The sequence below is a fragment of the Pseudomonas sp. HLS-6 TE3448 genome (assembly GCF_053629555.1).
In genome coordinates, this window is sequence record NZ_JBRJIO010000001.1 from 1,074,442 (window position 1) to 1,100,810 (window position 26,369).

The window sequence follows — 26,369 nt, forward strand, 5'->3', positions numbered from 1 at the left end:
AGACACGCAAGCGCCTTAAAGCAATTGGCTCCTAAGCTAATTCCTAAAAGTTATTTATTTTAATTTTCTTAGATCATTTAGCCTTCTTCTCAATCGCCCATCACCCTCCGCCTGAGAAGGAGTTTTCCATGACCCTGCATACGCCGCTGCGCCTGTTCGCCGCACTGACCCTGGCCGGTGCCAGCTGGTTCACCCAGGCGGCCGACCTGACCGTGGCCTACCAGACCACCGTTGACCCGGCGAAAGTCGCCCAGGTTGACGGCGACTATGAAAAAGCCAGCAAGGCCAGCATTGACTGGCGCAAGTTCGACAGCGGGGCCGACGTGATCACCGCCGTAGCCTCGGGTGATGTGCAAATCGGCTACCTGGGCTCAAGCCCTCTGGCGGCGGCCGCGACCCGCAAGCTGCCGGTGGAAACCTTCCTGATCGCCACCCAGATCGGCGCCGCCGAAGCACTGGTCGCTCGCGACGGTGCGGGGATCAATTCGCCGCAAGACCTGGTCGGCAAGAAAATCGCCGTGCCGTTTGTCTCCACCGGGCACTACAGCCTGTTGGCCGCGCTGAAGCAGTGGAACATCGACCCGGCCAAGGTACAGATCCTCAACCTGGCGCCGCCCGCCATCATTGCTGCCTGGAAACGCGGTGACATCGACGCCACCTACGTCTGGGACCCGGCACTGGGTGTGGCCAAGGAAAACGGCAAGGTGCTGATCACCTCCGGCGAACTGGCCAAGACCGGTGCACCCACCTTCGACGCCTGGATCGTGCGCAAGGACTTTGCCGCCAAACACCCAGAAATCGTCAAAGCCTTCGCCAAGGTCACCCTGGACGCCTACGCCGAGTACCGCAAAGACCCGCAAGCCTGGCTTGCCGACAAAAGCAACGTCGACAAACTGGTGAAACTGTCCGGAGCCAAGGCTACCGATATCCCGGCGCTGCTTCAGGGCAACGTCTTCCCGCTGGCCAATGACCAGATCGCAGCCCTCGGCGCACCGACCACCCAGGCCATCACCGACACCGCCACCTTCCTAAAGGCGCAAGGCAAGGTCGAGGCGGTACTGCCGGACTACTCGCCCTACGTCAGCGCCAAATTCATCGCCAACTGATCGGAGCCTGTCATGGCATTGCTTGAGCTGGAGCGCATCAGCGCACAGTACCCCGGTGCGGCCGAGCCGGTACTGGCCGACATCTCCCTGAGCCTGGGCCCACAGCAGTTGCTGGTGGCCCTGGGTCCTTCGGGTAGCGGCAAGACCTCGCTGCTGAACCTGATCGCCGGCTTCGTTGCGCCCAGTGCCGGGCGCATCACCCTCGACGGCAAGCCGGTGCAAGGCCCCGGTGCCGAGCGCGGGGTGGTGTTCCAGGACGACGCGCTACTGCCTTGGCAGGACGTGCTGAGCAACGTTGCCTTCGGCCTGGAACTGGCCGGTGTGCCACGTGCGCAACGGGAACAGAAGGCCCGCGAAATGCTCGCCCTGGTTGACCTTGCCGGGTTTGGCAGCCGGCGTATCTGGCAACTGTCCGGTGGGCAGAAGCAGCGTGTGGGCCTGGCTCGTGCGCTGGCCGCCGACCCGCGGGTGCTGCTGATGGATGAACCCTTCGGCGCATTGGATGCCTTTACCCGCGAGCAGATGCAGGAGTTGCTGCTGCAGGTGTGGCAGCGTACCGCCAAGCCGGTGTTCCTGATTACCCACGACATTGAGGAAGCAGTGTTCCTGGCCACCGAGCTCGTGCTGCTGGCCCCCCATCCGGGGCAGATTGTCGAGCGCCTGCCGCTGGACTTCGGGCGACGTTACGCCGCCGGTGAATCGGCCCGGGCGATCAAATCCGATCCACGCTTTATCGAAACCCGCGAGCATGTGCTGGCGCGGGTGTTCTCACAACGCAGCGCCGCCACGCGGCAGGAGTCCGCATGAGCAGCCTGGACGTTCCGTTGGCCGCAAAAGCCGCCAAACCCTTGGCCCACACAACGGCAGCGCGCCGCAGCCTGAGCACCCGCTGGATCAGCGGCCTGACCCTGATCAGCCTGCTGGCCATCTGGTGGGCCGTCACGGCAGCCGAGTGGATCGAACCGCTGTTCCTGCCCTCGCCTGCCGCGGTGTTGTCCAAAGCCTGGTTGCTACTGACCCAGGGCTACATGGAGTCGACCCTCTGGCAACATTTGGGCGCCAGCCTCGGACGTATCGGCCTGGCACTGGGTGCGGCGATTGTCAGCGCCATTCCGATTGGCATCGCCATCGGCCACAACCGGATTGCACGGGGCATTCTCGACCCACTGATCGAGTTCTATCGGCCCATTCCTCCGCTGGCCTATTTGCCCCTGATTGTGATCTGGTGCGGTATCGGCGAACTGTCGAAAGTGCTGCTGATCTACCTGGCGATCTTCGCCCCGATTGCCATCGCCACCGCAACGGGCGTGCGCACGGTCGACCCGACCAAGTTGCGCGCTGCACAGTCGCTGGGTGCTACACGGGCACAGCTGATTCGCCATGTGATTCTGCCCAGCGCACTGCCGGACATCCTTACCGGAGTGCGTATTGGCCTGGGTGTCGGCTGGTCGACCCTGGTTGCCGCCGAACTGATCGCCGCCACCAGCGGCCTGGGCTTCATGGTGCAATCAGCGGCACAGTTTCTGGTCACCGATGTGGTGGTACTGGGCATTCTGGTTATCGCCCTGATCGCCTTCGCCCTTGAGATGAGCCTGCGTGCACTGCAACGCAAACTGGTGCCTTGGCACGGCCAGAGCCATTGATCGCGCACCGACACTGACCACGCCGACAGCTCGGCGCCGAACCGAACGAGACCCCTATGAGCCTGACCATTACCCCATTGAGCCCGGCACTGGGCGCACAGATCAGCGGCATTGACCTGAGTGTTGAGATCAATGCCGAGCAACGTGGCGCCATCGAGCAGGCGTTGCTCAAGCACCAGGTACTGTTCTTCCGTGATCAGCCACTGACGCCTGCCCAGCAAGCACGCTTCGCGGCGCACTTTGGCGACCTGCACATTCACCCGATCTACCCTAATGTCCCTGAAACACCAGAGGTGCTGGTGCTCGACACGGCGGTCACTGACGTGCGCGACAACGCCGTCTGGCACACCGACGTGACCTTCCTGGCAACCCCGGCGATGGGCGCGGTGCTCAGTGCCAAGCAGTTGCCCGCTTATGGGGGAGACACCCTGTGGGCCAGCGGCATCGCCGCCTTTGAGGCCCTTTCGGCACCCCTGCGGCAGATGCTCGACGGCCTCACCGCAACCCATGACTTCACCCAGTCGTTTCCGCTGGAACGTTTTGGCACGACCGCCGAAGACCGCGAACGCTGGGAGGCGACCCGCCGCGCTAACCCGCCGCTTTCACATCCGGTGGTCAGAACCCATCCGGTCAGCGGGCGCAAGGCTCTGTTTGTCAGCGAAGGTTTCACGACCCGCATCAACGAGCTCAGCGAGGCAGAGAGCAAGGCGCTGCTCGCCCTGTTGTTTGCCCACGCCACCCGCCCCGAATTCACCATTCGCTGGCGTTGGCAAGAAAACGACGTGGCATTCTGGGACAACCGCGTCACCCAGCATTACGCGGTAGACGATTACCGTCCGCAGCGGCGCGTGATGCACCGGGCGACGATTCTGGGTGACGCACCGTTCTGAACCTCGCGGCAGCCATCTCCCGGTGAATGGGCAAGATGGCTGCCACCTGTCCAGCAAGTTGCAGGCAGCGGGCTCAGCGCACCAGGTGCAGGTACTGCAGGTGCCGTTCGTACTGGTCGAGGATGTCGTTGATGATCTGCTCCTTGCTGTAGCCCGCCAGGTCATAATCCTGGCTGCCTTCACTCAGGTGCACTTCCGCACGGTAGTAGCGACGGTTCTTCAACTCTTGCGTACCCAGCCCTGCCAACGCGAAGGACGGTGTGAAATAGCCGCGCATCTGCACCTGATAGATAAACGGCTGCTCTTCACCATGGCCGATCTTCAGGCTGACATTGTCGTGGCTCGGGTCTTCCTGGGAAATCACCGCCAGGCCTTTCTCGGCAAACACTTCGGTGACCTCGGCAATCGCCGGGCGCACCACGTCATCCATGAACCGATAGACCTCATCCCGCGACGGGAAGTGAATGGCCTGGCTCAAACGTTGACGCCAGCCCCCGCGACCACGGCGTGAAGTGGCGAATGGGGCCAGGGAATGCAGTTGGGCAATCTGCCGCTGCGACTCCAGGTAAAACGCCTTGTGCAGCCCCCACATCATGGCCAGCAAAATCACCGAGAAGGGCAACGAGGTCAGTACCACTGCTGACTTGAGCGAGTCGATACTGCCCGCGAACAGCAGGCCAATGGTGATCAACCCGGTCATGGCGCCCCAGAACACCCGCAGCCAGTTCGGCCCATCTTCATCGGCGTTGCCATCACGGGCGGACAAGGTCGACAGCACCACCGTGCCGGAGTCGGCCGAAGTGACGAAGAAGACAAAGCTGATGAACACCGTGATGGCGATCACCGCCTTGCTCCACGGGTAGGTTTCCAGCAACAGGTAGAGGGTCATCGACGGGTTGTCGAGGGCCGACTGGGCCAGGCTGGTCATGCCATGATCAAGCACCTGGGTCAGGGCGCTATTGCCGAAGATCGACATCCAGGCCAGGGTGAAGCCCAGTGGAATCAGCAGCACACCAAAGACGAATTCACGGATCGTCCTGCCCCGCGAGATACGCGCAATGAACAGGCCGACAAAGGGCGCCCAGGCAATCCACCAGGCCCAGTAGAACACCGTCCAGTTACCCAGCCAGTCGTTGGCCTGAGTGTAGGCATAGACATCGAAACTCTTGCGCGGCAAAGCACCGAGGTAATCACCCAGGTTCTGGATCAGCGTGTTGAACAGGTGCTGTGTCGGGCCGGCGAACAACACGAACAACAGCAACCCACAGGCCAGGAGCATGTTGATGTCGGACATCACCCGCACGCCCTTGTCCACACCGGCCACGGCAACAGCCACTGCGGCGCCCATCATCAGCGTGATCAGCGCAACTTGCACCCAATGGCTATGGGAAATACCGAACAGGTAATCCAGGCCGGCGTTCAGGTGCAGGACACCAAAGCCCATGTCCGCCCCCAGGCCGAACACCGTGGCGATGATGCCGAAGCCATCCACTGCATAGCCAATCGGCCCATTGATGCGCTTGCCGATCAGCGGGTACAGCGCCGAACGCAGGGCCAATGGCAGGTTGTGCCGGTAAGCGAAATACGCCAGGGCCATACCGACAAAAGCAAAAACACCCCAGCCATGCAGGCCCCAATGCAGGAACAGCAACTGCATGGCCTGGCGCCCGGCCTCGACCGTGCCGGCCTCGCCTTGAGGCGGCTGAAGCAAGTGAGTGAGCGGTTCGGAGACGCAGAAGAAGAACAGGGTAATGCTGATGCCGGCGGCGAACAGCATGCCGGCCCATGACAGGTAACTGAACTCGGGCTCGTCGTGGTCGGCACCGAGCTTGATCTTGCCGTAGCCAGACAAGGCGGTGACCACCACGAAGACCAGGTACAGCGTCATCGCCAACATGTAGTACCAGCCAACCGTATTGGCGGCCCAGTTTTGCGCGGCCAACAGCCACTCACCGGCGGCCGTGGGGTTGGCGATCACCACCAGGCCAAACAACAGAATGAAGCTTGCCGCGAAGTAGAACACCGGCGGGTTCATGCGGATCTTGCTGGTCGGGACAGGCGTGGATGCACTCATAAGCAGTGCACCTCACGACGCGTGGAAAGGGTTGGATTGAACGGGTTCAGCAAAGGGTTTCCTCCTGTTGAACACCGGCAGCGGACCACCGTTTAACTTGAACGAGCGTTCAAGTTAAACATGGATGGCGCTCAGATGCGACCCAACCGGTCTGGAAGCCCGCCTACTTCTGCGTCCCGTCATCATGCTGCAGATTGGCCTGGGTCAGGTTGCTGCCCGGTGCCACGCTGCGGGTCAGCCAGACGTTGCCGCCAATGGTCGAGCCCTTGCCGATGGTGATTCGACCAAGGATGGTGGCGCCGGCATAGATCACCACATCGTCCTCGACGATAGGGTGGCGCGGCTGGCCCTTTTGCAGTTGGCCAGACTCGTCGGCCGGGAAGCGTTTGGCACCCAGGGTCACGGCCTGATAGATCCGTACCCGCTCACCGATGATTGCGGTTTCACCAATGACCACACCGGTACCGTGATCGATGAAGAAGCTCGGGCCGATCTGCGCGCCGGGGTGGATGTCGATACCCGTGGCCGAGTGGGCGATTTCCGAGCTGATCCGCGCCAGCAGCGGCAAGCCTGCACGGTACAGGTGGTGCGCCAGACGGTGATGAATCACTGCAAGGATACCGGGGTAGCACAGCAGGACTTCATCGACACTGCGGGCCGCCGGGTCGCCGTGGTACGCCGCCAACACGTCGCTGTCGAGCAGGCTGCGCAGGCCGGGCAAGGCCGCGGCGAAATCCTGGATCAGACGCAAGGCGGTAGCATCGACCTGTGCCGGGTCCGCCTTGCCCTGACGCGCAACATAGCGCAGCTCCAGACGGGCCTGCGCGAGCAGCGCGGTCAGGGCTGTGTCGAGGGTATGCCCCACGTAAAAGTCTTCGCTCTCTTCACGCAGGTCGACCGGGCCCAGGCGCATCGGGAACAACGCGCCACACAACTGCTCAAGGATCTGCCGCATGGCTTCACGCGAGGGTAATTCGCGCCCGCCCTGCTCCCCACTGCTGCGGCCATTGCGGCTGCGCCACTGATCACGGGCAGCACGTAGCTGGCCGACGATACCCTGCAATTGCCATTGCCCTGTTTGCGCGTTCTCGCTCACGGTTGCTCTCCTGCCACGCGGCATCTGCTGGATTGGAATGCTCGCCTGATGGCTGACCACTTTACGGCAATTGGCGTCGCTGGAAAAAATAACCCTTTATTCCAATCCGCTATACCGGGGGCATAAGCCGAGCTATTCGCCGAACGCCACCGGCTGCCTATACTCGATTTTTTGTCAGGCACAACTTCCCATGACCGAACTCGAACGCCAGCTCGCTCGCTTCAACCGCCTTGAACTGCTGAGCGGGCCCACGCCACTGGAAAAACTAGAGCGGCTGTCCACGTGGGCAGGCCGCGCCATCTACGTCAAACGCGATGACCTGACGCCGCTGGCATTCGGTGGCAACAAACTGCGCAAGCTGGAATACCTGGCCGCCGATGCCCTGGCCAAAGGTGCCGACACCCTGATCACCGCGGGCGCGATCCAGTCCAACCACGTGCGCCAGACCGCTGCCCTGGCGGCACGCCTGGGGCTGGGCTGTGTCGCCCTGCTGGAAAACCCCATCGGTACCGATTCAGCCAGTTACCTGGGCAACGGCAACCGCCTGTTGCTGGACCTGTTCGGGGCCAAGGTCGAGATGGTCGACAACCTCGATAACGCCGATGAGCAGTTGCAGTCCTTGGCGGTACGCCTGCATGCCAGTGGCCGCAAACCCTATCAGGTACCCATCGGCGGCTCCAATGCCCTCGGCGCCCTGGGCTATGTGCGCGCAGGCCTGGAACTGGCCGCGCAGATCCAGCACAGCGGCGAAACCTTTGCCGGGGTGGTGCTGGCCTCTGGCAGTGCCGGCACCCACAGCGGCCTGGCCCTGGGATTGGCTTCGGTGCTGCCGCAATTGCCGGTGATCGGCGTCACCGTGTCGCGTACCGACGAAGCCCAGCGACCCAAGGTACAAGGGCTCGCCGAGCGCACTGCCGAGCTGCTCGGTGTGCAGCTGCCGGAGAGCTTCAAGGTCACCCTCTGGGATGAATACTTCGCCCCGCGCTATGGCGAACCAAACGCAGGCACACTCGCAGCAATACGCGAACTGGCCAGCCACGAGGGCCTGCTGCTCGACCCGGTCTACACCGGAAAGGCCATGGCAGGCCTGCTTGACGGTATTACCCGCCAGCGTTTCGAGGCCGGCCCGCTGATTTTTCTGCACACCGGTGGGGCACCGGCGTTATTCGCCTACCCTGAAGTCTGGAACCCATGAACGGGTGGCATCCAAATAGAATTTAAAGGAATAAATAAACAAATTAATATTATTTAAGGATCTATTAGTGCCACCCCTATAGTCACCGCCACACCCATAACAACAGAGGGGCTAGCCATGAAGATTTCCGTTCTGACGAAACAGGTTCTCGGTGCCAGTCTGGGCCTGCTACTCGGTGCCAGCCTGCTGGGCCAGGCCATCGCCGGGGAGCAACTGCAACAGATCAAGGACAGCGGCACACTCAAGGTCGGCCTGGAAGGCACCTACCCACCGTTCAGTTTCGTCGACAACGACGGCAAGCTCGCCGGCTTTGAAGTGGACTTCTCCGAAGCCCTGGCCAAGGAGCTTGGGGTAAAAGCCAAGCTGCAGCCAACCAAGTGGGACGGCATCCTCGCGGCCCTTGAGTCCAAGCGCCTGGACGTGGTGATCAACCAGGTGACCATCTCCGAGGAACGCAAGAAGAAGTACGACTTCTCGACCCCGTACACCATCTCCGGCATTCAGGCCCTGACCCTGAAAAAGAACGAAGGCAGCATCAAGACCGCCGCCGATCTGGCCGGCAAGAAAGTCGGTGTAGGCCTGGGTACCAACTACGAGCAATGGCTCAAGGACAACGTACCGAAAGCCATCATCAAGACCTACGACGACGACCCCACCAAGTACCAGGACCTGCGGGTCGGCCGTATCGACGCCATTCTGGTAGACCGCCTGGCCGCATTCGAGCTGGTCGCCAAGGCCAAGGACACCGCCGTCACCGGTGAAGCCTTCTCCCGCCAGGAATCCGGTGTTGCATTGCGCAAAGGTGAGCCAGAACTGCTTGAGGCGATCAACAAGGCCATCGACACGCTTCGGGCCAATGGCACCCTGGCCAAGCTGTCGCAGAAATGGTTCAACGCTGACGTCACAAAATGATTGCCGACAGCCTCCAGCTAGCGCTGGATTCCGCGCCCTTTCTGCTCAAGGGCGCGTACTTCACCGTAGGCCTGAGCCTGGGCGGCATGTTCTTCGGCTTGCTGCTGGGGTTCGGCCTGGCGCTGATGCGGCTGTCATCGCTGAAAGTGCTTAGCTGGTCTGCCCGCGTCTACGTGTCGTTCTTTCGCGGCACACCACTGCTGGTCCAACTGTTCGTGATCTATTACGGCCTGCCGCAACTTGGCCTGGAACTCGACCCACTGCCGGCGGCACTGATCGGCTTGTCGCTGAACATGGCCGCCTATGCCTGCGAAATCCTGCGGGCGGCCATCAGCTCCATCGACCGCGGCCAATGGGAAGCCGCCGCCAGCATCGGCATGACCCGCAGCCAGGCCATGCGTCGGGCGATCCTGCCACAGGCGGCGCGCACCGCCTTGCCACCGCTGGGCAATAGCTTCATCTCCCTGGTCAAGGACACGGCGCTGGCCGCGACCATCCAGGTGCCGGAGCTGTTTCGTCAGGCGCAGTTGATTACCGCACGCACCTTCGAGGTGTTCACCCTGTACCTGGCGGCAGCACTGATCTACTGGGTACTGTCCAGCCTCCTCGCCCACCTGCAGCACCGCCTTGAAGCGCGGGTCAACCGGCACGACCTGGAGTCCTGAGCGCATGATCGTCGTAGAGCACCTGACCAAGCAGTTCAACGGCCAGACCGTACTGGCCGGTATCAACCTCACCGTCAACGCCGGTGAAGTGATTGCCATCATCGGCCCCAGCGGCTCGGGCAAAACCACCTTCCTGCGCTGTCTGAACCTGCTGGAAACCCCCAGCAGCGGTCTCATTCGCGTCGGCGACATCGAGATTGACGGCAACCGTCCGCTGAAACAGCAACAGGGCCTGATCCGCCAACTGCGCCAGCACGTCGGTTTCGTGTTCCAGAACTTCAACCTGTTTCCCCACCGCACGGCGCTGGAAAACGTTATCGAAGGCCCCATCGTGGTCAAGAAAACCCCACGCAATGCGGCCATCACCCTGGGCCGTGCCTTGTTGCAGAAAGTCGGTCTGGGCGACAAGGAAAATGCTTATCCGAGACGCTTGTCCGGCGGCCAGCAACAGCGGGTAGCCATTGCCCGGGCACTGGCCATGGAGCCTGAAGTGATTCTGTTCGACGAGCCGACCTCGGCCCTCGACCCGGAACTGGTTGGCGAAGTGCTGGCCACCATCCGCAGCCTGGCCGAAGAAAAGCGCACGATGATCATCGTCACCCACGAGATGGGCTTTGCCCGCGACGTCGCCAATCGGGTGATTTTTTTCGACAAGGGGGTCATCGTCGAGCAGGGTGAAGCCAAGGCACTCTTTGCCAATCCCAGGGAAGAGCGCACCCGGCAATTCCTTGGCAAGTTCCTCGGTATGCACGCCTCGCAGCCCTGAGCCAGGACGACGACTTTTGCACCCGACGAACACCCTGGTTTCCCCCTCGAAGTAGGACGTCTCCGAAGATCCTGCACCCGGCCCAAGGCGGCGCCCGCATGCCTTGACTCGCTTCCCGTACTCGCCAATAAACCTGAGCAACGTCGTCCTCGACCACTCATTTACTTCGTACGGGAACATCACCATGCACTGTGCAGCCAAAGGAACTGAACTGCCCCCTCCTGCCCTCCCCGACGTTGCCCATGAGGGCATTGGCCTGGCCGCTGCCAGCAACCTGCGCGCCTGCATCCAGACCAATGCGGCCATGCAAACGGGTGACGTGCTGGAACTGTTCTGGGGCAGTTGCTTCGTTGCCGCACACCAGCTTTCGGCCAACGACCTCGACCAACACATCAGTTTCCAGGTACCCCGCACGCTGCTGCGCCCAGGTGCGAACCGCGTGCACTATCGCCTGCTCAAGCCCGGGTGCCGGCCTGTAAAGTCACCGTCACTGCAGGTGCTCATCAAGCTGGCCTGCCCTGGCGGTGAGACCCTGTGCGAAACCACCGAAAACCCGGCGCTCGCCCCGCTGAGCCTTGCCCCTGCAATTGTTCGCCATGGCCTCGACCTGCAGCGCCTGGGGCCAACGCTGCCCTTTCGCATCGCCCCTTACCTGAACATGGCCGAAGGCGATGAAATCACCCTTCGCTGGGGTGACGTGCGCCTCGACCTGCCTGCACTCGGCGCTGACGCTATCGGCCTCGCCGTGCATGGCGAAATCCCCAGGGCGCTGGTCATCGAAGCCGGAGCGGACGACTTTCTCGACATCAGTTACTGCGTCCTTGACCGCGTGGGTAACAGCTCGCAATGGGCTGCTCCCCTGCAGGTGAAGGTTTACAACAGCCGGCCCTGACCTCCCTTCTATGTATATTCCCAAAAGTTCGTTCATTTAATTTTTACAAACAATTAAGGTATATAAACCGGACCACCGGACCCACGCTTGTTCCGTCGCCGCACCCGCGGCGACTTTCCCATCAGTGAGGTAGGTATGGTCAGGAACACAATCACCCCAGTGCGTAACGCCAGGGCATTGAGTGCAGCCAAGGAGCGGTACTGAAATGTCCAGTCTGGCAATCACCACAGTCCACAGCGATCTGGACAGCGCCCCATTACTCTTGCCGGCCAAGGTTCTGCGCACTGACGCTGAAGCCTTGCAGGCAGCCCACGAACTGGCCGCAGTCGCCCGCACCCAGGCAGCCAAACGCGATCAGCAACGCAAGCTGCCCTGGAGTGAAATCGAACTCTTCACCCACAGCGGCCTGGGCAGTATCACGATCCCCCGGGCCTATGGTGGCCCGCAGGTCTCGTTTCAGACCCTGGCCGAGGTGTTTCGCATTATCAGCGCCGCCGACCCTGCGCTCGGGCAGATCCCGCAAAATCAGGTCGGCATCCTGCAACTGCTGCAAGGCGCAGCAACCGAGCCGCAGAAAGCCCTGCTGTTCACCAGCGTGCTGAACGGCTGGCGCATCGGCAATGCCGGCCCTGAGCGCGGCACCAAGAACACCCTGGAACTCAAGGCGCGCATTACCCGCCAAGGCGACGGTTACGTTATCAGCGGGCAGAAGTTCTACTCGACCGGCGCCCTGTACGCCCATTGGGTCGCGGTCAAAGCGCTGAATGATGAAGGCCGTCAGGTCATGGCGTTTGTACGCCGGGGCAGCCCGGGGCTGCGCATTGTCGATGACTGGTCTGGCTTCGGCCAACGCACCACCGCCAGCGGCACCGTCCTGCTGGACAAGGTTCCGGTCGACGCGGAGCTGGTCGTCGATAACTGGCGGATCGGTGAAAGCCCGAATATTCAGGGCGCCGTCTCGCAATTGATCCAGGCCGCCATCGATGCCGGGATCGCCGAAGCGGCGCTCGCCGACACCATCGCCTTTGTGCGCGAACGTGCTCGCCCATGGATCGATGCCAAGGTCGAACGCGCCAGCGACGACCCGTACGTGATCGCCGACATTGGTCGCCTGCAGCTTGAACTGCACGCGGCCCAGGCGCTGCTGAGCAAGGCCGCCCGCGTGCTGGATGCAGTGAGTGCAGCACCGATTGACGCCGAGGCGGCCGCTCGGGCCTCCATCGCCGTGGCCGAGGCCAAGGTGTTGACCACGGAAATTTCCCTGCAGGCCAGCGAGAAACTCTTCGAGCTCTCCGGCAGCCGGGCCAGCCTGGCCGAGTTCAACCTCGACCGGCATTGGCGCAATGCCCGTGTGCATACCCTGCATGACCCGGTGCGCTGGAAATACCACGCCGTCGGCGCCTATTACCTCAACGGTACCCTGCCTGCCCGGCATTCCTGGATCTGACCAGACCACTGGAGCCTCTATGAGCCTTTTGTCACCACCGCACGCCAGCGTTGCGGTTATCCACACTGATGCCCAGGCCTTGCAGATCGCCGAGGATATCGCCCAACAATTGCGTCAGGACAGCATCCTGCGCGACCGCGAGCGGCAGTTGCCGCATGCCGAACTGGCGTTGTTCTCGCGCTCTGGCCTATGGGGTATCACGGTCCCGAAAGCCTACGGGGGTGCCGGGGTGTCCAACGTCACCCTGGCCAAGGTTATCAGCCGTATTGCCCAGGCCGACTCATCGCTCGGCCAGATCCCGCAGAACCACTTCTATGCACTGGAAGTGCTGCGCGTCAACGGCAGCCCTGAGCAACAGCAGCGCCTGTATGCCGAGGTACTCGCAGGCCAGCGCTTCGGCAATGCCCTAGCTGAGTTGGGCACCAAAACCGCCCATGACCGCACCACCGCACTGAGCCGTGAAGGCGAACACTGGCGCATCAATGGCCGCAAGTTCTACGCCACCGGTGCGCTGTATGCTCAACGTATTCCGACCTCGGTGGTCGACGAGCACGGTGAACAGCACCTGGCCTTCGTTCCAGCCAACAGCCCGGGCCTGAATGTCATCGACGACTGGAGTGGTTTCGGCCAACGCACTACCGGCAGTGGTTCGGTGGTGTTCGACAACGTGCAGGTAGCGGCCGACGATATCGTGCCGTTTCAAAGCGCCTTCGAGCGGCCAACACCCGTCGGGCCACTGGCGCAGATTCTCCATGCTGCGATCGACACGGGCATCGCCCGCGCCGCTTACGAAGATGCCCTGCAGTTCGTGCGTACACGCACACGGCCCTGGATCGACTCGGGTATCGAAAAAGCCACCGACGACCCGTTGAGCCTGAAGGCCTTCGGGCACCTGGCAATTCGTCTGCACGCCGCCGAGGCACTGCTCGAGCGCGCGGGTGAATACCTCGACAGGGCGCAGGCCGAAACCAATGCCGACACCGTTGCCGCCGCCTCCATTGCAGTTGCCGAAGCACGAGCCATCAGCACCGAAATCTCGCTGGCCGCCGGCAGCACCTTGTTTGAGCTGGCAGGCAGCCAGGCCACACTGGCCGAACATGGCCTTGACCGGCACTGGCGCAACGCCCGCACCCATACCCTGCACGATCCGGTGCGCTGGAAGTACCACGCCATCGGCAACTACTACCTCAACGATGAAAACCCACCACTGCGGGGGACCATCTGATGGCGAAGAAAAAGATCCTGCTCAATGCCTTCAACATGAACTGCATCGGGCACATCAACCATGGGCTGTGGACACACCCACGGGATACCTCCACCCAGTTCAACACACTGGAGTACTGGACCGACCTGGCCAAACTGCTTGAGCGCGGACTGTTCGACGGGCTATTCATCGCTGACATCGTTGGCGTCTATGACGTGTACCAGCAGTCGCTGGACGTCACGCTCAAGGAGGCCATCCAGTTGCCGGTCAATGACCCGCTGCTGCTGGTGTCCGCCATGGCCGCAGTCACCCGTAACCTGGGCTTTGGCCTGACGGCCAACCTGACCTACGAGCCCCCCTACCTGTTTGCTCGACGGCTCTCCACGCTCGACCACCTGAGCCGCGGCCGGGTTGGCTGGAACATTGTCACCGGCTACCTCGACAGCGCGGCAAAAGCCATGGGCCTGGACGCCCAACCGGAGCATGACCGCCGCTACGACCAGGCCGATGAGTACCTGCAGGTGCTCTACAAACTCTGGGAGGGCAGCTGGGAAGACAATGCGGTGGTCAACGATCCACAGCAACGGGTCTATGCCCGGCCAGACAAAGTGCACAAGGTACAGCACCACGGCGAGTTCTATCGCGTCGAGGGCTATCACCTCTGCGAGCCCTCTCCGCAACGGACCCCGGTGCTGTTCCAGGCCGGTAGTTCCGAACGCGGCCTGAGTTTTGCCGGGCAGCACGCCGAGTGCGTGTTCATCAGTGGCCAGAACAAAGCCGCGACGCGGGCCCAGGTCGACAAGGTGCGGGCCGCAGCGGTCGCCGCCGGGCGCGACCCGCAGTCGATCAAGGTGTTCATGGGCCTGACGGTCATCGTTGCCGAGAGCGAGCAGAAAGCACGGGCCAAGCAGGCTGAGTACCTGCGCTACGCCAGCGCCGAAGCCGGGGTTGCGCACTTTGCCAGCTCAACCGGAATCGACTTTGCCAAGTACGACCTGGACGAACCGATCCAGTACGAAAAAAACAACGCCATCCAGTCGGCCACGAAAAACCTGCAGAACAACGACTGGACCCGCCGCAAGCTGCTCGAACAACACGCCCTCGGCGGGCGCTACATCACCCTGGTCGGCTCACCAACCCAGGTTGCCGATGAGCTGGAAGCCTGGATCGACGAAACCGGCCTGGACGGTTTCAACCTGGCGCGCACGGTCACCCCGGAAAGCTATGTCGACTTCATCGACCTGGTCATACCCGAGCTGCAACGCCGTGGCTCGTACAAAACCGCCTACGAAGACGGCAGCCTGCGGGAAAAACTCTTTGGCGGCAGCGCCCGACTGCCTGACCAGCACACCGGGGCCAGCTACCGCAGCCCTTCTGAAACAACCGTCCAACCAATTGGAGCGCTACAGCATGCTTAAGACCGTTCTGGCCCGCCCTATTGCGGCCATCGCCCTGACCCTCGGCCTGTTTGGTGCGGCACAGGCAAACGACGCCCCGCTGAAAGTCGGCACCACTGCGGCCTTCGCCCCGCCGTTGGAAGCCGCCGTTAGCGAAGCCAAGAAACAGGGGCTCAAGGTGGAACTGATCGAGTTCAGCGACTGGATCGCACCGAACGTCAGCCTCGCCAACGGTGACATCGACGTGAACTATTACCAACATGTCCCGTTCCTGGAAAACGCCAAGCACGCGGCGGGTTTCGACCTGGTGCCGTATGCACCCGGGATCATCAACAACGTGGGGCTGTACTCGAAGCGCTACAAAAGCCTCGACGAACTGCCTGAAGGCGCCAGCGTCGCGATTGCCAACGACCCGATCAACAGCGGGCGCGGCCTGCAGTTGCTGGCCAAGGCAGGCTTGATCACCCTCAAGCCAGGTGTCGGCTACAAGGCGACTGAAGATGACATCGTCGCCAACCCGAAGAAGCTGAAGATTCTTCAGGTCGAAGCGGTGCAACTGGTACGGGCTTACGATGATGCCGACCTGGTGCAGGGTTATCCGCACTACATTCGCCTGGCAAACACCTTCGATGCCAACTCCGCGTTGCTGTTCGACGGCCTGGATCACAAGGAATACGTGATTCAATTCGTGATCAAACCACAAAGCAAAGATGACCCGCGCCTGGCCAGGTTCATTGATATCTACCAGCACTCGCCGGTCGTTCATAGCGCGTTGGACAAGGCCTACGGCAAGCTCTATCAGCCTGGCTGGGAGCGTTGAGATGAGTGCCGCCAACGCCCGCCTGGCGCTGGACGCGCAACCGTTCGCGCCGCCTCAAAACGCTCAGCAAAGGGCCCTGCACCCGGAGCTGAGCACAGCCCATATCCGTTTCATCGGCCTGAACAAGACCTACCCGGGGCAAGCCGCCCCGGCGTTGTCGGGCATCGACCTGAACATCCAGCGTGGCGAGATCTTCGGCATCATCGGCCGCAGCGGCGCGGGCAAGTCGTCGCTGATCCGCACCATCAATCGCCTGGAACAACCGAGCAGTGGGCGGGTACTGATCGACCAGGTCGACATCGGTGAGTTCGACGAAGACCGTCTGGTGAACCTGCGTCGTCGCATCGGCATGATCTTCCAGCACTTCAACCTGATGTCGGCCAAGACCGTCTGGCAGAACGTCGAGTTGCCGCTGAAGGTAGCTGGCGTGCCAAAGGATCAACGCCAGCGCAAGGTCGCTGCGTTGCTGGAGCTGGTCGGTTTGCAGGAAAAACACCATGTCTATCCGGCACAGTTGTCCGGTGGGCAAAAGCAGCGCGTCGGCATTGCCCGGGCGCTGGTCCATGACCCCGAAATCCTGCTCTGCGACGAAGCAACCTCGGCACTGGACCCGGAGACCACCGAGTCGATCCTTGGCCTGCTGCGCGATATCAACCAGCGCCTGGGCCTGACCATCGTGCTGATTACCCATGAGATGGCCGTGATCCGCGAGATCTGCCACCGCGTGGTGGTGCTGGAAAGGGGCCATGTCGTCGAGCAGGGCGCCGTCTGGCAAGTGTTTGGCGAGCCACAGCACGACGTCAGCAAGACCTTGCTGGCGCCACTGCAACCGGCCCTCCCCGCGCACCTGCAAGCCCGCCTCCAGGCACAAGCACCCGGCCCTGAGGCGGCGCTTGTACTGCGCCTGCGGGTCAGTGGCCGGGACAAGCATGCACCGCAGTTGTCGACACTGTTCAGTGCGCTGGGTGGCCGGGTCAGCCTCTTGCAGGGTGGCATTGAGTCAATTCAGGGAAGGCCCCTGGGCCAGTTGGTGATTTCGGTGGAGCAATCACCGCATAGCCACGACAACGTGATCGAACGCGCCCAAGGCTGGGCCGCACAGGTGGAGGTACTCGGATATGTGGTTTGATCGTCTGCTACAGGGTGTACTCGATACCTTGCTGATGGTGGGTGTGTCTTCGCTGATCGCCCTGCTTGCCGGCATCCCGTTGGCGGTGATTCTGGTCACCAGCGGCAAGGGTGGGATCTTCGAGGCACCGACCGTCAACCGGGTGCTCGGCGCCTTCGTCAACCTGTTCCGCTCGATACCGTTTCTGATTCTGATGGTGGCGTTGATCCCCTTCACCCGCCTGATCGTTGGCACCACCTACGGCGTTTGGGCAGCAGTGGTACCGCTGACCATTGCCGCAACCCCCTTCTTCGCACGGATCGCCGAGGTGAGCCTGCGCGAGGTCGATCATGGTTTGATCGAGGCGGCGCAGGCGATGGGTTGCCGACGCTGGCACATTGTCTGGCATGTACTGTTGCCTGAAGCCCTGCCAGGCATCGTCGGCGGTTTTACCATCACCCTGGTCACCATGATCAACTCCTCGGCGATGGCCGGGGCCATCGGCGCGGGCGGCCTGGGCGACATCGCCTACCGTTACGGCTACCAGCGTTTCGACAGCCAGATCATGCTGACCGTCATCGTCATGCTGGTGGTGCTGGTGGCACTGATCCAGTTGGGCGGCGACCGCCTGGCCAAGGGCCTGAACAAACGCTGACCCCCTGTGGGAGCGGGCTTGCCCGCGATACAGACGCCGCGTACTACTGTACCTGCCACACGCGCCGCACCTCCGTACAGTCAAGCGTGTTTCGGCTCCTTGATCTTGAACCAGGCCACATACAGCGCCGGCAGGAACAGCAACGTCAGCAAGGTTGCGATGATGATCCCGCCGATCATCGCGTAGGCCATCGGCCCCCAGAACACTTCTCGCGCAATCGGGAGCATGCCCAGACTCGCCGCGGCGGCCGTCAGCAGGATCGGCCGACGTCGGTGATCGGTCGCCTGCATGACGGCCTCCCACGGGCCATAGCCCTGGGCTTCATACTCATCAATCTGCGTCACCAAAATCACCGAGTTACGGATGATGATACCGATCAACGCCAAGATCCCCAGGATCGCCACGAAGCCCATCGGCGTACCGGTCGGCACCAACGCCAGCACCACGCCAATCAACCCCAACGGGGCGACGCTGACGACCAGGAACAGCTTCTGCACGCTGTGCAGCTGGATCATCAGAAAGGTCGCCATCAGGAACAGCATCAGTGGCACAACCTTGGCAATTGGCGCCTGAGCCTTGGCGCTGGACTCCACCGTACCGCCGGTGGCCACCTGATAGCCCGCTGGCAACTTGCCGGCGAATTCATCGATCTGCGGCTTGAGCTGCTTGACCAGATCGGTGGGCTGAATCTCACTGCTGACCGCTGCCTTCACGGTAATGGTCGGTTTGCGGTCGCGACGCCAGACCAGCGGCTGCTCCAGCTCATAGCGCACGGTCGCGAACGCCAGCAGTGGGATCGAGGTGCCATTAGGGCTGAGGATCTGCAGGTTCTGCAGGGTCTGTGGCGAGGCGCGCTCATTGTCATCGGCGCGGGAGATCACGTCGATCAGGTAGATGTTGTCACGCACCTGTGTCACCGCCGCACCGCTGACAATACCATTCATGATGCTGGCGACATCTTCGGAAGACAGCCCCAACTGCCGGGCCTTGTCCTGAGCAATGTCGATACGCATGACCTTGCCCGGTTCGTTCCAGTCGTAAATGATCTCGCCGATGTTCGGGTTGCTATCAAGCAAGGTCGCCAGCCCGATGGCATGCCGCCGAACCTGATCGATGTCCGAACCACTGACCCGGTACTGGATCGGCCAGCCCACGGGTGGCCCCATCTCAAGCGACTGGAGGTAGGTACTGATGCCGACGAAATCGGTTTTCAGCCGTTCCCGCAAGCGGGCCATCAACGCCCCTCGCTCCTCAAAGCCCTTGCTGACGATGACAAACTGGGCAAAGTAGGGGTTGACCAGTTGTTGGTCCAGCGGCAAGTAGAAACGGATCGCGCCCTGGCCAATGTAACTGCTCCAGTGAACGATATCCGGATCACCCTTGAGCGTTGCTTCAAAGCGGTCAACCGCCTTTCGGGTCTCTTCGATCGAGGCATTCTGCGGCAGGTTGAAGTCGACAAGAAACTCCGGGCGGTCCGAGGCCGGAAAGAACTGGTTCTGCACGAATCGCATGGCGAACAACGACAGCGCAAACAGCAGCACCGTGGCAATGATCGTTAGCCAATGATGGCGCATGCACCAAAGCAAACCGTTCTGGAACGCCTTGTCAAAGCGCCCGGCTTTCTTATCGTGGGCCTTCACCTTGGCATTGAGGATATGCACACCCAGCACCGGGGCAAACAGCACGGCAACCACCCATGACACCAGCAGGGATGCGGCAATCACCGCAAACAAGGTATAGGTGTACTCACCCGCCGAGCTGGCGTTAAGGCCAATGGGCACGAAACCGGCGACGGTCACCAGCGTGCCGGTCAACATCGGGAACGCCGTCGAGGTGTAGGCGAAGGTCGCCGCTTGCTCTTTGGTCTCGCCCATTTCCAGGCGAGTGACCATCACCTCGACGGTAATCATGGCATCGTCCACCAACAACCCCAGAGCAATGATCAACGCCCCCAGAGAGATCCGCTGCATGGTGATACCGCTGTACTCCATGAACACGAAGACCATGGCCAATACCAGCGGGATCGAACACGCCACCACCAACCCGGCACGGATGCCAAGGCTGATGAAACTCACCACCAGCACGATCACCACCGCCTCGAACAGCGCACTGGTAAAACCACCAACGGCTTCTTCGACCACCACCGCCTGATCCGAGACGGTATGTACCCCGACGCCCACCGGCAGGTCGGCGATCACTTCCTCCATCTTCTTGTGCAGGGCCTCACCGAATACCTGCATGTTACCGCCGGACTTCATGCCGACGCCCAGGCCAATCGCCGTCTGACCATTGAAGCGGAACATCGGCGTCGGCGGGTCGACGTAACCGCGGCTGATATCGGCAATGTCAGCCAACCGGTAAAAGCGATCGTTGAGACGCAGGCTCACCTGTTCCAGGTCTTTCTCGGAGGCAAACTGGCCCGTGGTGCGCACCGAAATCCGCTCAGGCCCCGCCTCGATGATGCCTGCAGGCGTTACCGCGTTCTGCGCTTGCAGAGCCTGCAATACCTGACGCCGGTCTATGCCCAATGCGGCCATCTTGCGGGTGGAGAAATTCAGGTAAAGCACTTCGTCCTGCGCGCCGATCATCAACACCTTGCCCAGATTCGGTACCGCACGAATCTCGGCACGCACTTGCTCGACATAGTCGCGCAACTGCCGCATGGTCAGCCCATCAGCAGTAAAGGCGTAGATGGAGCCATACACGTCGCCAAACTCGTCGTTGAAACCCGGCCCCTGAACCCCCTTGGGAAAATCGGCCTTGATGTCCTGGATCTTCTTGCGAACCTGGTACCAGATATCCGGGATGTCCTCGGCCTTGGTGGTGTCGAGCAGGTTGACGTACACCGTCGACTCACCCGGGCGGGTGTAACTTTTCACATAATCGAGAGAGTCCAGTTCTTCGAGCTTCTTTTCGATCCGGTCAGTGATCTGATTGAGGGTCTCATCCTGGGTCGCACCCGGCCAACTGGTCTGGATGACCATGGTCTTGATGGCAAAGGAAGGGTCTTCTTCCCGGCCCAGGTTCAGGTAGGAGAACACGCCCATCAACAGGGATACGAACATCAGGTACCAGACGAACGACTGGTGTTTGAGCGCCCATTCGGACAGGTTGAAGCTCCCTTTCATGGGCCCACCTCATCAAGTTTGACCTTTTGCCCCGGCTTCAGGCTGTGTACCCCGGCACTGACCACTCGCTCACCAACCTGCACCCCCGAGGCCAACGCGACCCTATCGTCGTTACGCTCAAGTACCTTGACCTCACGGGGCGAGACGGTCTGCTGCTGCTCGTCGACCACCCATACCCGGCTCTGGCCGTCAGCCTCTTGCACAGCGCTGACGGGCAGCTCCACACGTGGCGCCACGGCCGAACTCAGGGAGACACTGATCGCCGTCCCCAGACGGAAGCCGATCGGCGCCTCGGCCAGGGTCAGACGGGCGCGACGGGTTCGGGTCGCCGCATCGGCCTGAGGCTCAAGCTCACGCAGCGAAGCGGACGTTTGGGTACTGGGGTCAAGCTGCGCCTCGACATGAAAGCGCAAGCCCTTGGGCAACTGTTCAGCCAGTGTTGTCGGCAGGTCGATGACCGCCTCCTTGACGTCAGGACGGGCCAGCGTGACCACGGGTTGGCCGGCGGTAACGGTCTGTCCGGCTTCGGCTTGCCAGGCCGTCACAACACCCCCATGGTCGGTGTGCAGCTCGGTGTAGCCGAGCTGGTCACGCGCCTGCCTGAACGCCGCACTGGCCTGATCCAGGGCAGCCTTGGTGGTCTTCAGGTTGGTCTGGGCAATATCCAACTGGGCCAGCGCGCCGGCCCCCCGGTCGTACAACTGCTGCTGGCGTCGGGCATTGGCCTGGGCATTGATCAATTGGGCCTGGATCTTGGCGAGGTCACCCTCGGCGGCGCGCAACTGGTTACGCTGATCGGTCGGGTCAAGCGTCGCCAGCAAGGCATCCTTGGCCACCTCGGTGCCAACATCCACATGACGCTGAGCGATTCGTCCACCCACCCGAAAACCCAGGTTGGTTTCATAGCGGGCCTGGATGCTCCCGGCATAGCGCCCCCATTGTTGAGTGTCCTGTGTCGTGACCCGCAACGTCAGTACAGGGCGCACAGGCTCCTCACTGTGTTCCTCGGTGCAGGCAACCAGGCACAGGCAGGTGCTGATAAGGATCGCGACAGATTTCATGGCGCCACCCCTTCAGCACTTGCCGGAACCACCTCGACCACTGCACCAGGGTGCAAGGTCTGGCCACCAGCCACGACCACCGTCTCGCCGCCCTTCAGCCCCTCCGCGATCACCACCTTGCCGGTCAGGTAGCGGCTGACGGTCACCAACTGCAAGTTGACCTTGCCGTCCTTGTCGACCACCCAGACAGCTGGATCATGCAGCGCCTTGGTCAAGGCCGCCCAAGGCAGCTCGACACTTGTTTTACCCGCAGCATTCACGCTGGCACTGACCACGGAGCCCAGCTCCATGCCCTTGGGAGTCGAGTCCAGCCCGACTTTTACCTGCACAGTACCGCTCTGCGCCGAGACGGTCGGGTTAACCTCACGCACCCGCCCCGAGGCCTGCACCTGCGGGTTATCGACCATACGAACGGTCACACGCCGGTCATTACGTGGGTCAACCGACAGCGACTCATACACGTTGAACACCGCGTCGCGCGGGCCATCGGCAGCCAGGCTGAAAATGGGCATTGTCGCTTGAACCACCTGCCCGACTTCGGCCTGACGCGCGGTAATGACGCCTGCGGTATCGGCTACAAGTGCGGCATAACTCAACTGCTCACGAGCACTGGCCAACTGCGCCTCGGCAGCCTTCAGTGCGCTGCGGCTGCTGAGCAGGGCGGCTTCGGCGGTGTCGTATTCGCTCTGGCTGGTGTAGCCCTTTGGCAGCAGCTTTTGCTGCCGTGCAAACGCCTTACTGGCCTGGGTGACACGTGCCTGCTCGGCAAACACCTGTGCAGCGGCCGAATCGACGGCGGTCTGCAGGTCCTTGGGGTCAAGCCTTGCCAGCACCTGCTTGGCCGTCACCCGGTCACCGACATCGACACTGCGGGAAATGATCTTGCCGCCCACCCGGAACGACAACTCAGTCTGTACACGTGCCTGGATATCGCCCGTCAGCGTCGCTGCGGCAGCGTAATCATTGGTTTCGGCAACCTGAACCACAACACGCGGGCGTTGCGACTCAATGGTTTCTTTCTCGCCACAGGCACCCAGTAGCAACGTTAGTCCCAGGCAGACGATCAGGTTTGGACGCGACACCGGCATGCGAGCTCCTTGCGATACCCAGTCGAAGAGAGGATGCGAGTGTTAGCGTAGATCAGGGTTACAAGCGCCGCTTGCGAAGCCAGCGAAGGAATGCAGGAATCGACGCTACATTGCGTAGGTCAAAAGGAAATGTTGATTCAGATCAGAGAGACAGAAAAGGCCGCCCGGGTGAGGGGCGACCTTTTCGGCGATACCACCATTGCGCAGGCGCATACGCCACCTGACGTATGCGCTTGCTTGCACTTACACCGAAACGGCAGCAGGTGCCGGCGCGCGACGCACGTCCGGCTGCTTCCAGGAGTCGGCTGCACTTTCCTCGATGGCTTGCTGGATAGCCCGACGGCGGCGCTCTTCGGCCCGACGGCTGAAGTACCAGACCAGGAAGGTCACGAACGACACCGACAGCAGAATCAAGCTGGCCACCGCGTTGATTTCCGGCTTCACGCCCAGACGCACAGCCGAGAAAACCTCCATCGGCAGGGTGGTCGAGCCCGGGCCGGAGACGAAGCTGGCCAATACCAGGTCGTCCAGCGACAGGGCAAAGGACATCATGCCGCCCGCTGCCAGCGAAGGCGCGATCATCGGAATGGTGATCAGGAAGAACACCTTCCATGGCCGCGCACCCAGGTCCATTGCAGCCTCTTCGATGGACAGGTCCAGCTCGCGCAGGCGTGCCGACACCACCACCGCTACATAGGCAGAGCAAAAGGTGGTGTGCGCAATCCAGATGGTGAGGATACCGCGCTCCTGCGGCCAGCCGATCATCTGTGCCATTGCCACGAACAGCAGCAGCAGCGACAGGCCGGTAATCACCTCAGGCATGACCAACGGCGCAGTGACCAGGCCACCAAACAGGGTACGGCCCTTGAAGCGGGTTACCCGTGTCAGCACGAAGGCCGCCAGGGTACCGAGGACGACGGCGGCAATCGCGGTGTAGCAGGCGATTTCCAGCGAGCGCGCCACCGAGCCCATCAACTGGCTGTTGTCGAGCAGGCCAACGTACCACTTCACCGACCAGCCGCCCCAGACCGTCACCAGCTTGGAGGCGTTGAACGAGTAGATCACCAGGATCAGCATCGGCAGGTAGATGAACAGCAAGCCCACTACCAGCATCAGCTTGGAGAAACTGAAACGCTTCATGCCCGACCCTCCATCTCTTTGGCCTGACTACGGTTGAAGAGCAGGATCGGTACGATCAGGATCGCCAGCATCACTACCGCCAGTGCCGAAGCCACTGGCCAGTCACGGTTGTTGAAGAACTCTTGCCACAGCACTTTACCGATCATCAGGGTTTCCGGGCCGCCGAGCAGTTCCGGGATAACGAACTCACCCACCACCGGAATGAACACCAGCATGCAGCCGGCGACAATCCCGTTCTTGGACAGCGGCACGGTGATTTTCCAGAAGCTGTTGAAGGTGCTGGAACCCAGGTCGGAAGCGGCCTCCAGCAGGCTTGAGTCGTGCTTCACCAGGTTGGCATACAGCGGCAGGATCATGAACGGCAGGTACGAGTACACCACACCGATGTAAACCGCCAGGTTGGTGTTGAGGATCTGCAACGGCTCGTCGATAAAGCCCATGGTCATCAAGAAGCCATTAAGCAGGCCGTTGTTGCTGAGGATGCCCATCCAGGCATAGACCCGAATCAGGATCGCGGTCCAGGTCGGCATCATGATCAACAGCAGCAGGACCGTCTGGGTTTCCTTGCGCGCATTGGCGATGGCGTAGGCCATCGGAAAGCCAATCAACAAGCACAGCAGCGTGCTGATGAAAGCCATCTTCAACGAGCCCAGGTAGGCCGACAGGTACAGCTCGTCGTCGGTCAACATGGCGTAGTTGCCGAGGTTCAGCACCAGTTCGAGTTTCTGCTCGACGAAGGTGTAGATCTCGGTGTACGGCGGAATAGCGACGTCCGCTTCGGCAAAGCTGATCTTCAGAACGATGAAGAACGGCAGCATGAAGAACAGGAAAAGCCACAGGAATGGCGCACCAATGACCAGGTGACGCCCCTCGGGAACCAGGCGCTGGAAAGCGCGCTTCAGTTTTCGAATTTTCATGAGCGCAATACCACACCGGAGTCATCTTCCCAGCACACATAGACCTGGTCACCCCAGGTCGGCCGGGTTCCCTGGCGTTCGGCGTTGGCAACGAACGACTGCACCACCTTGCCGCTCGGCAACTCGACGTAGAACACCGAATGGCCACCCAGGTAGGCAATATCGTGAACCTTGCCGCGCGACCAGTTGTGCTCACATGACGGTTGCTCGGTGGTTACCAGCAGCTTCTCTGGGCGCAGCGCATAGGTGATGTGCTTGTCTTCCACCGAGGTAGTGACGCCGTGGCCAACGTAGATGCCGCGCTCAAGCTCGGGGCTGGAGATCAGGGCATAGCTTTCGGCATCGTCCACCACTTCGCCTTCGAACAGGTTGACGTTGCCGATGAACTCACAGACCAGGCGGCTGGTCGGGGTCTCGTAGACGTCGATCGGGCTACCGATCTGGGCGATCCAGCCCAGGTGCATGATCGCAATGCGCTCGGCCATGGTCATGGCCTCTTCCTGGTCGTGGGTCACCATCACGCAGGTCACCCCCACGCGCTCGATGATCTGTACCAGTTCCAGTTGCATCTGCGAACGCAACTTCTTGTCCAGTGCGCCCATTGGCTCGTCGAGCAACAGCAGTTTTGGCCGTTTGGCCAAGGAGCGGGCCAGGGCCACACGTTGACGCTGACCGCCGGAAAGCTGGTGCGGCTTGCGCTTGGCATACTGGGTCATGTGCACCAGCTTGAGCATCTCGGCCACACGGGCGTCGATCTCGGCAGCCGGCATGCGGTCCTGCTTCAGGCCGAACGCGATGTTCTGCGCAACGGTCATGTGCGGGAACAGCGCATAGGACTGGAACATCATGTTGATCGGCCGTTCATAAGGCGGCATATCGGTGATGTCGACACCATCGAGGAAGATGCGGCCTTCGGTCGGACGCTCGAAACCGGCCAACATCCGCAGCAATGTGGATTTACCCGAGCCGGAGCCACCCAGCAGGGCGAAGATCTCGCCCTTGCGGATTTCCAGGGACACATCGTCCACGGCGACCGTTTCGTCGAACTTTTTTGTAACCCGATCGATCTTCACCAGCACCTGTTTAGGTTGCTGGCCGCCATCGAGGGCTTTTTTATAGGCACCGGAGGCAACAGCCATGTGTGAAACTCCCAACAAGAATTTTT

Annotated in this window: 23 protein-coding genes; 15 read left to right on the forward strand and 8 right to left on the reverse strand. The window is 61.5% G+C overall.

Annotation, left to right across the window (positions count from 1 at the left end):
• The first annotated feature begins 128 nt into the window (after positions 1 to 128).
• Genes tauA through tauD form a run of 4 tightly spaced genes read left to right on the forward strand, consistent with a single transcriptional unit; the run spans position 129 to position 3,639 of the window.
• Positions 129 to 1,106: a taurine ABC transporter substrate-binding protein gene (tauA, locus tag AB7M23_RS05050; RefSeq protein ID WP_454240330.1), complete on the forward strand. Its 978-nt coding sequence runs from the start codon at positions 129 to 131 to the stop codon at positions 1,104 to 1,106.
• 12 nt (positions 1,107 to 1,118) lie between these two features.
• The gene (tauB, locus tag AB7M23_RS05055) at positions 1,119 to 1,913 is read left to right on the forward strand and encodes a taurine ABC transporter ATP-binding subunit (RefSeq protein ID WP_454240331.1); all 795 of its coding nucleotides are present in this window, start codon (positions 1,119 to 1,121) and stop codon (positions 1,911 to 1,913) included.
• Positions 1,910 to 2,749 carry a taurine ABC transporter permease TauC gene (gene tauC / locus AB7M23_RS05060; protein ID WP_454240332.1) on the forward strand — a complete coding sequence of 280 codons (840 nt, stop codon included), beginning with the start codon at positions 1,910 to 1,912 and terminating at the stop codon, positions 2,747 to 2,749. Before tauB ends, tauC begins: the two co-directional genes overlap by 4 nt.
• A 56-nt stretch (positions 2,750 to 2,805) precedes the next feature.
• Positions 2,806 to 3,639: a taurine dioxygenase gene (gene tauD / locus AB7M23_RS05065; protein ID WP_454240333.1), complete on the forward strand. Its 834-nt coding sequence runs from the start codon at positions 2,806 to 2,808 to the stop codon at positions 3,637 to 3,639.
• Between the two features lie 73 nt (positions 3,640 to 3,712).
• On the opposite strand, the gene betT is transcribed toward tauD, so the two are convergent.
• Both betT and epsC read right to left on the reverse strand, forming a co-directional pair.
• Positions 3,713 to 5,674, reverse strand: a complete 1,962-nt coding sequence (gene betT / locus AB7M23_RS05070; protein ID WP_454242147.1) for a choline transporter BetT — start codon at positions 5,672 to 5,674, stop codon at positions 3,713 to 3,715.
• Positions 5,675 to 5,876: 202 nt separating this feature from the next.
• A complete protein-coding gene (gene epsC / locus AB7M23_RS05075; RefSeq protein ID WP_454240334.1) occupies positions 5,877 to 6,809 on the reverse strand; it encodes a serine O-acetyltransferase EpsC in 933 nt (310 codons plus the stop codon).
• A 190-nt stretch (positions 6,810 to 6,999) separates the two neighbouring features.
• Here epsC and AB7M23_RS05080 point away from each other — a divergent pair, with 190 nt between their 5' ends.
• The 11 genes from AB7M23_RS05080 to AB7M23_RS05130 all read left to right on the forward strand — a co-directional run bounded on the left by AB7M23_RS05080 (position 7,000) and on the right by AB7M23_RS05130 (position 17,870).
• A complete protein-coding gene (locus AB7M23_RS05080; RefSeq protein WP_454240335.1) occupies positions 7,000 to 8,004 on the forward strand; it encodes a D-cysteine desulfhydrase in 1,005 nt (334 codons plus the stop codon).
• 117 nt (positions 8,005 to 8,121) lie between these two features.
• A complete protein-coding gene (gene tcyJ, locus AB7M23_RS05085) occupies positions 8,122 to 8,916 on the forward strand; it encodes a cystine ABC transporter substrate-binding protein (RefSeq protein ID WP_330522411.1) in 795 nt (264 codons plus the stop codon).
• Positions 8,913 to 9,581 (forward strand): cystine ABC transporter permease, encoded by a 669-nt coding sequence (gene tcyL, locus AB7M23_RS05090; protein ID WP_454240336.1) that lies wholly within the window; start codon positions 8,913 to 8,915, stop codon positions 9,579 to 9,581. Before tcyJ ends, tcyL begins: the two co-directional genes overlap by 4 nt.
• Positions 9,582 to 9,585: 4 nt before the next feature.
• Positions 9,586 to 10,347, forward strand: a complete 762-nt coding sequence (gene tcyN / locus AB7M23_RS05095; RefSeq protein WP_454240337.1) for an L-cystine ABC transporter ATP-binding protein TcyN — start codon at positions 9,586 to 9,588, stop codon at positions 10,345 to 10,347.
• A 184-nt stretch (positions 10,348 to 10,531) separates the two neighbouring features.
• Entirely contained in the window at positions 10,532 to 11,239 is a 708-nt protein-coding gene (locus AB7M23_RS05100) for a hypothetical protein (protein WP_454240338.1), read from the forward strand.
• A gap of 205 nt (positions 11,240 to 11,444) precedes the next feature.
• A complete protein-coding gene (locus AB7M23_RS05105; protein ID WP_454240339.1) occupies positions 11,445 to 12,686 on the forward strand; it encodes an SfnB family sulfur acquisition oxidoreductase in 1,242 nt (413 codons plus the stop codon).
• A 19-nt stretch (positions 12,687 to 12,705) separates the two neighbouring features.
• Positions 12,706 to 13,911, forward strand: coding sequence for an SfnB family sulfur acquisition oxidoreductase (locus AB7M23_RS05110; RefSeq protein WP_454240340.1), 1,206 nt, complete (start codon positions 12,706 to 12,708; stop codon positions 13,909 to 13,911).
• On the forward strand, positions 13,911 to 15,308 hold the full coding sequence (locus tag AB7M23_RS05115; protein ID WP_454240341.1) for an LLM class flavin-dependent oxidoreductase: 1,398 nt from the start codon (positions 13,911 to 13,913) through the stop codon (positions 15,306 to 15,308). The genes AB7M23_RS05110 and AB7M23_RS05115 overlap by 1 nt, the downstream gene beginning before the upstream one ends.
• A complete protein-coding gene (locus tag AB7M23_RS05120) occupies positions 15,301 to 16,107 on the forward strand; it encodes a MetQ/NlpA family ABC transporter substrate-binding protein (protein WP_454240342.1) in 807 nt (268 codons plus the stop codon). The genes AB7M23_RS05115 and AB7M23_RS05120 overlap by 8 nt, the downstream gene beginning before the upstream one ends.
• A gap of 1 nt (position 16,108) precedes the next feature.
• Positions 16,109 to 17,236 carry a methionine ABC transporter ATP-binding protein gene (locus AB7M23_RS05125; protein ID WP_102052474.1) on the forward strand — a complete coding sequence of 376 codons (1,128 nt, stop codon included), beginning with the start codon at positions 16,109 to 16,111 and terminating at the stop codon, positions 17,234 to 17,236.
• Positions 17,226 to 17,870: a methionine ABC transporter permease gene (locus tag AB7M23_RS05130; protein ID WP_099776246.1), complete on the forward strand. Its 645-nt coding sequence runs from the start codon at positions 17,226 to 17,228 to the stop codon at positions 17,868 to 17,870. Before AB7M23_RS05125 ends, AB7M23_RS05130 begins: the two co-directional genes overlap by 11 nt.
• Positions 17,871 to 17,950: 80 nt before the next feature.
• On the opposite strand, the gene AB7M23_RS05135 is transcribed toward AB7M23_RS05130, so the two are convergent.
• The 6 genes from AB7M23_RS05135 to potA form a co-directional block, all read right to left on the reverse strand.
• A complete protein-coding gene (locus AB7M23_RS05135) occupies positions 17,951 to 20,998 on the reverse strand; it encodes an efflux RND transporter permease subunit (protein ID WP_454240343.1) in 3,048 nt (1,015 codons plus the stop codon).
• A complete protein-coding gene (locus tag AB7M23_RS05140) occupies positions 20,995 to 22,059 on the reverse strand; it encodes an efflux RND transporter periplasmic adaptor subunit (RefSeq protein ID WP_102052476.1) in 1,065 nt (354 codons plus the stop codon). The genes AB7M23_RS05135 and AB7M23_RS05140 overlap by 4 nt, the downstream gene beginning before the upstream one ends.
• Complete coding sequence (locus AB7M23_RS05145) at positions 22,056 to 23,147, reverse strand: efflux RND transporter periplasmic adaptor subunit (protein ID WP_454240344.1); 1,092 nt, start codon at positions 23,145 to 23,147, stop codon at positions 22,056 to 22,058. Before AB7M23_RS05145 ends, AB7M23_RS05140 begins: the two co-directional genes overlap by 4 nt.
• Before the next feature lie 243 nt (positions 23,148 to 23,390).
• Positions 23,391 to 24,287 (reverse strand): ABC transporter permease subunit, encoded by an 897-nt coding sequence (locus AB7M23_RS05150; protein ID WP_330522420.1) that lies wholly within the window; start codon positions 24,285 to 24,287, stop codon positions 23,391 to 23,393.
• Positions 24,284 to 25,204 carry an ABC transporter permease subunit gene (locus AB7M23_RS05155; RefSeq protein ID WP_454240345.1) on the reverse strand — a complete coding sequence of 307 codons (921 nt, stop codon included), beginning with the start codon at positions 25,202 to 25,204 and terminating at the stop codon, positions 24,284 to 24,286. Before AB7M23_RS05155 ends, AB7M23_RS05150 begins: the two co-directional genes overlap by 4 nt.
• Positions 25,201 to 26,343, reverse strand: coding sequence for a polyamine ABC transporter ATP-binding protein (gene potA / locus AB7M23_RS05160; protein WP_065760073.1), 1,143 nt, complete (start codon positions 26,341 to 26,343; stop codon positions 25,201 to 25,203). Before potA ends, AB7M23_RS05155 begins: the two co-directional genes overlap by 4 nt.
• Positions 26,344 to 26,369 lie beyond the last annotated feature (26 nt).

What these genes read in the sequence shown, in the direction of transcription:
- tauA (WP_454240330.1), top strand. Translation starts at nt 129, where the DNA reads ATGACCCTGCATACGCCGCTGCGCCTGTTCGCCGCACTGACCCTGGCC.
- tauB (WP_454240331.1), top strand. Translation starts at nt 1,119, where the DNA reads ATGGCATTGCTTGAGCTGGAGCGCATCAGCGCACAGTACCCCGGTGCG.
- tauC (WP_454240332.1), top strand. Translation starts at nt 1,910, where the DNA reads ATGAGCAGCCTGGACGTTCCGTTGGCCGCAAAAGCCGCCAAACCCTTG.
- tauD (WP_454240333.1), top strand. Translation starts at nt 2,806, where the DNA reads ATGAGCCTGACCATTACCCCATTGAGCCCGGCACTGGGCGCACAGATC.
- betT (WP_454242147.1), bottom strand. Translation starts at nt 5,674, where the DNA reads ATGAACCCGCCGGTGTTCTACTTCGCGGCAAGCTTCATTCTGTTGTTT.
- AB7M23_RS05080 (WP_454240335.1), top strand. Translation starts at nt 7,000, where the DNA reads ATGACCGAACTCGAACGCCAGCTCGCTCGCTTCAACCGCCTTGAACTG.
- tcyJ (WP_330522411.1), top strand. Translation starts at nt 8,122, where the DNA reads ATGAAGATTTCCGTTCTGACGAAACAGGTTCTCGGTGCCAGTCTGGGC.
- tcyL (WP_454240336.1), top strand. Translation starts at nt 8,913, where the DNA reads ATGATTGCCGACAGCCTCCAGCTAGCGCTGGATTCCGCGCCCTTTCTG.
- tcyN (WP_454240337.1), top strand. Translation starts at nt 9,586, where the DNA reads ATGATCGTCGTAGAGCACCTGACCAAGCAGTTCAACGGCCAGACCGTA.
- AB7M23_RS05100 (WP_454240338.1), top strand. Translation starts at nt 10,532, where the DNA reads ATGCACTGTGCAGCCAAAGGAACTGAACTGCCCCCTCCTGCCCTCCCC.
- AB7M23_RS05105 (WP_454240339.1), top strand. Translation starts at nt 11,445, where the DNA reads ATGTCCAGTCTGGCAATCACCACAGTCCACAGCGATCTGGACAGCGCC.
- AB7M23_RS05110 (WP_454240340.1), top strand. Translation starts at nt 12,706, where the DNA reads ATGAGCCTTTTGTCACCACCGCACGCCAGCGTTGCGGTTATCCACACT.
- AB7M23_RS05115 (WP_454240341.1), top strand. Translation starts at nt 13,911, where the DNA reads ATGGCGAAGAAAAAGATCCTGCTCAATGCCTTCAACATGAACTGCATC.
- AB7M23_RS05120 (WP_454240342.1), top strand. Translation starts at nt 15,301, where the DNA reads ATGCTTAAGACCGTTCTGGCCCGCCCTATTGCGGCCATCGCCCTGACC.
- AB7M23_RS05125 (WP_102052474.1), top strand. Translation starts at nt 16,109, where the DNA reads ATGAGTGCCGCCAACGCCCGCCTGGCGCTGGACGCGCAACCGTTCGCG.
- AB7M23_RS05130 (WP_099776246.1), top strand. Translation starts at nt 17,226, where the DNA reads ATGTGGTTTGATCGTCTGCTACAGGGTGTACTCGATACCTTGCTGATG.
- AB7M23_RS05135 (WP_454240343.1), bottom strand. Translation starts at nt 20,998, where the DNA reads ATGAAAGGGAGCTTCAACCTGTCCGAATGGGCGCTCAAACACCAGTCG.
- AB7M23_RS05140 (WP_102052476.1), bottom strand. Translation starts at nt 22,059, where the DNA reads ATGAAATCTGTCGCGATCCTTATCAGCACCTGCCTGTGCCTGGTTGCC.
- AB7M23_RS05145 (WP_454240344.1), bottom strand. Translation starts at nt 23,147, where the DNA reads ATGCCGGTGTCGCGTCCAAACCTGATCGTCTGCCTGGGACTAACGTTG.
- AB7M23_RS05150 (WP_330522420.1), bottom strand. Translation starts at nt 24,287, where the DNA reads ATGAAGCGTTTCAGTTTCTCCAAGCTGATGCTGGTAGTGGGCTTGCTG.
- AB7M23_RS05155 (WP_454240345.1), bottom strand. Translation starts at nt 25,204, where the DNA reads ATGAAAATTCGAAAACTGAAGCGCGCTTTCCAGCGCCTGGTTCCCGAG.
- potA (WP_065760073.1), bottom strand. Translation starts at nt 26,343, where the DNA reads ATGGCTGTTGCCTCCGGTGCCTATAAAAAAGCCCTCGATGGCGGCCAG.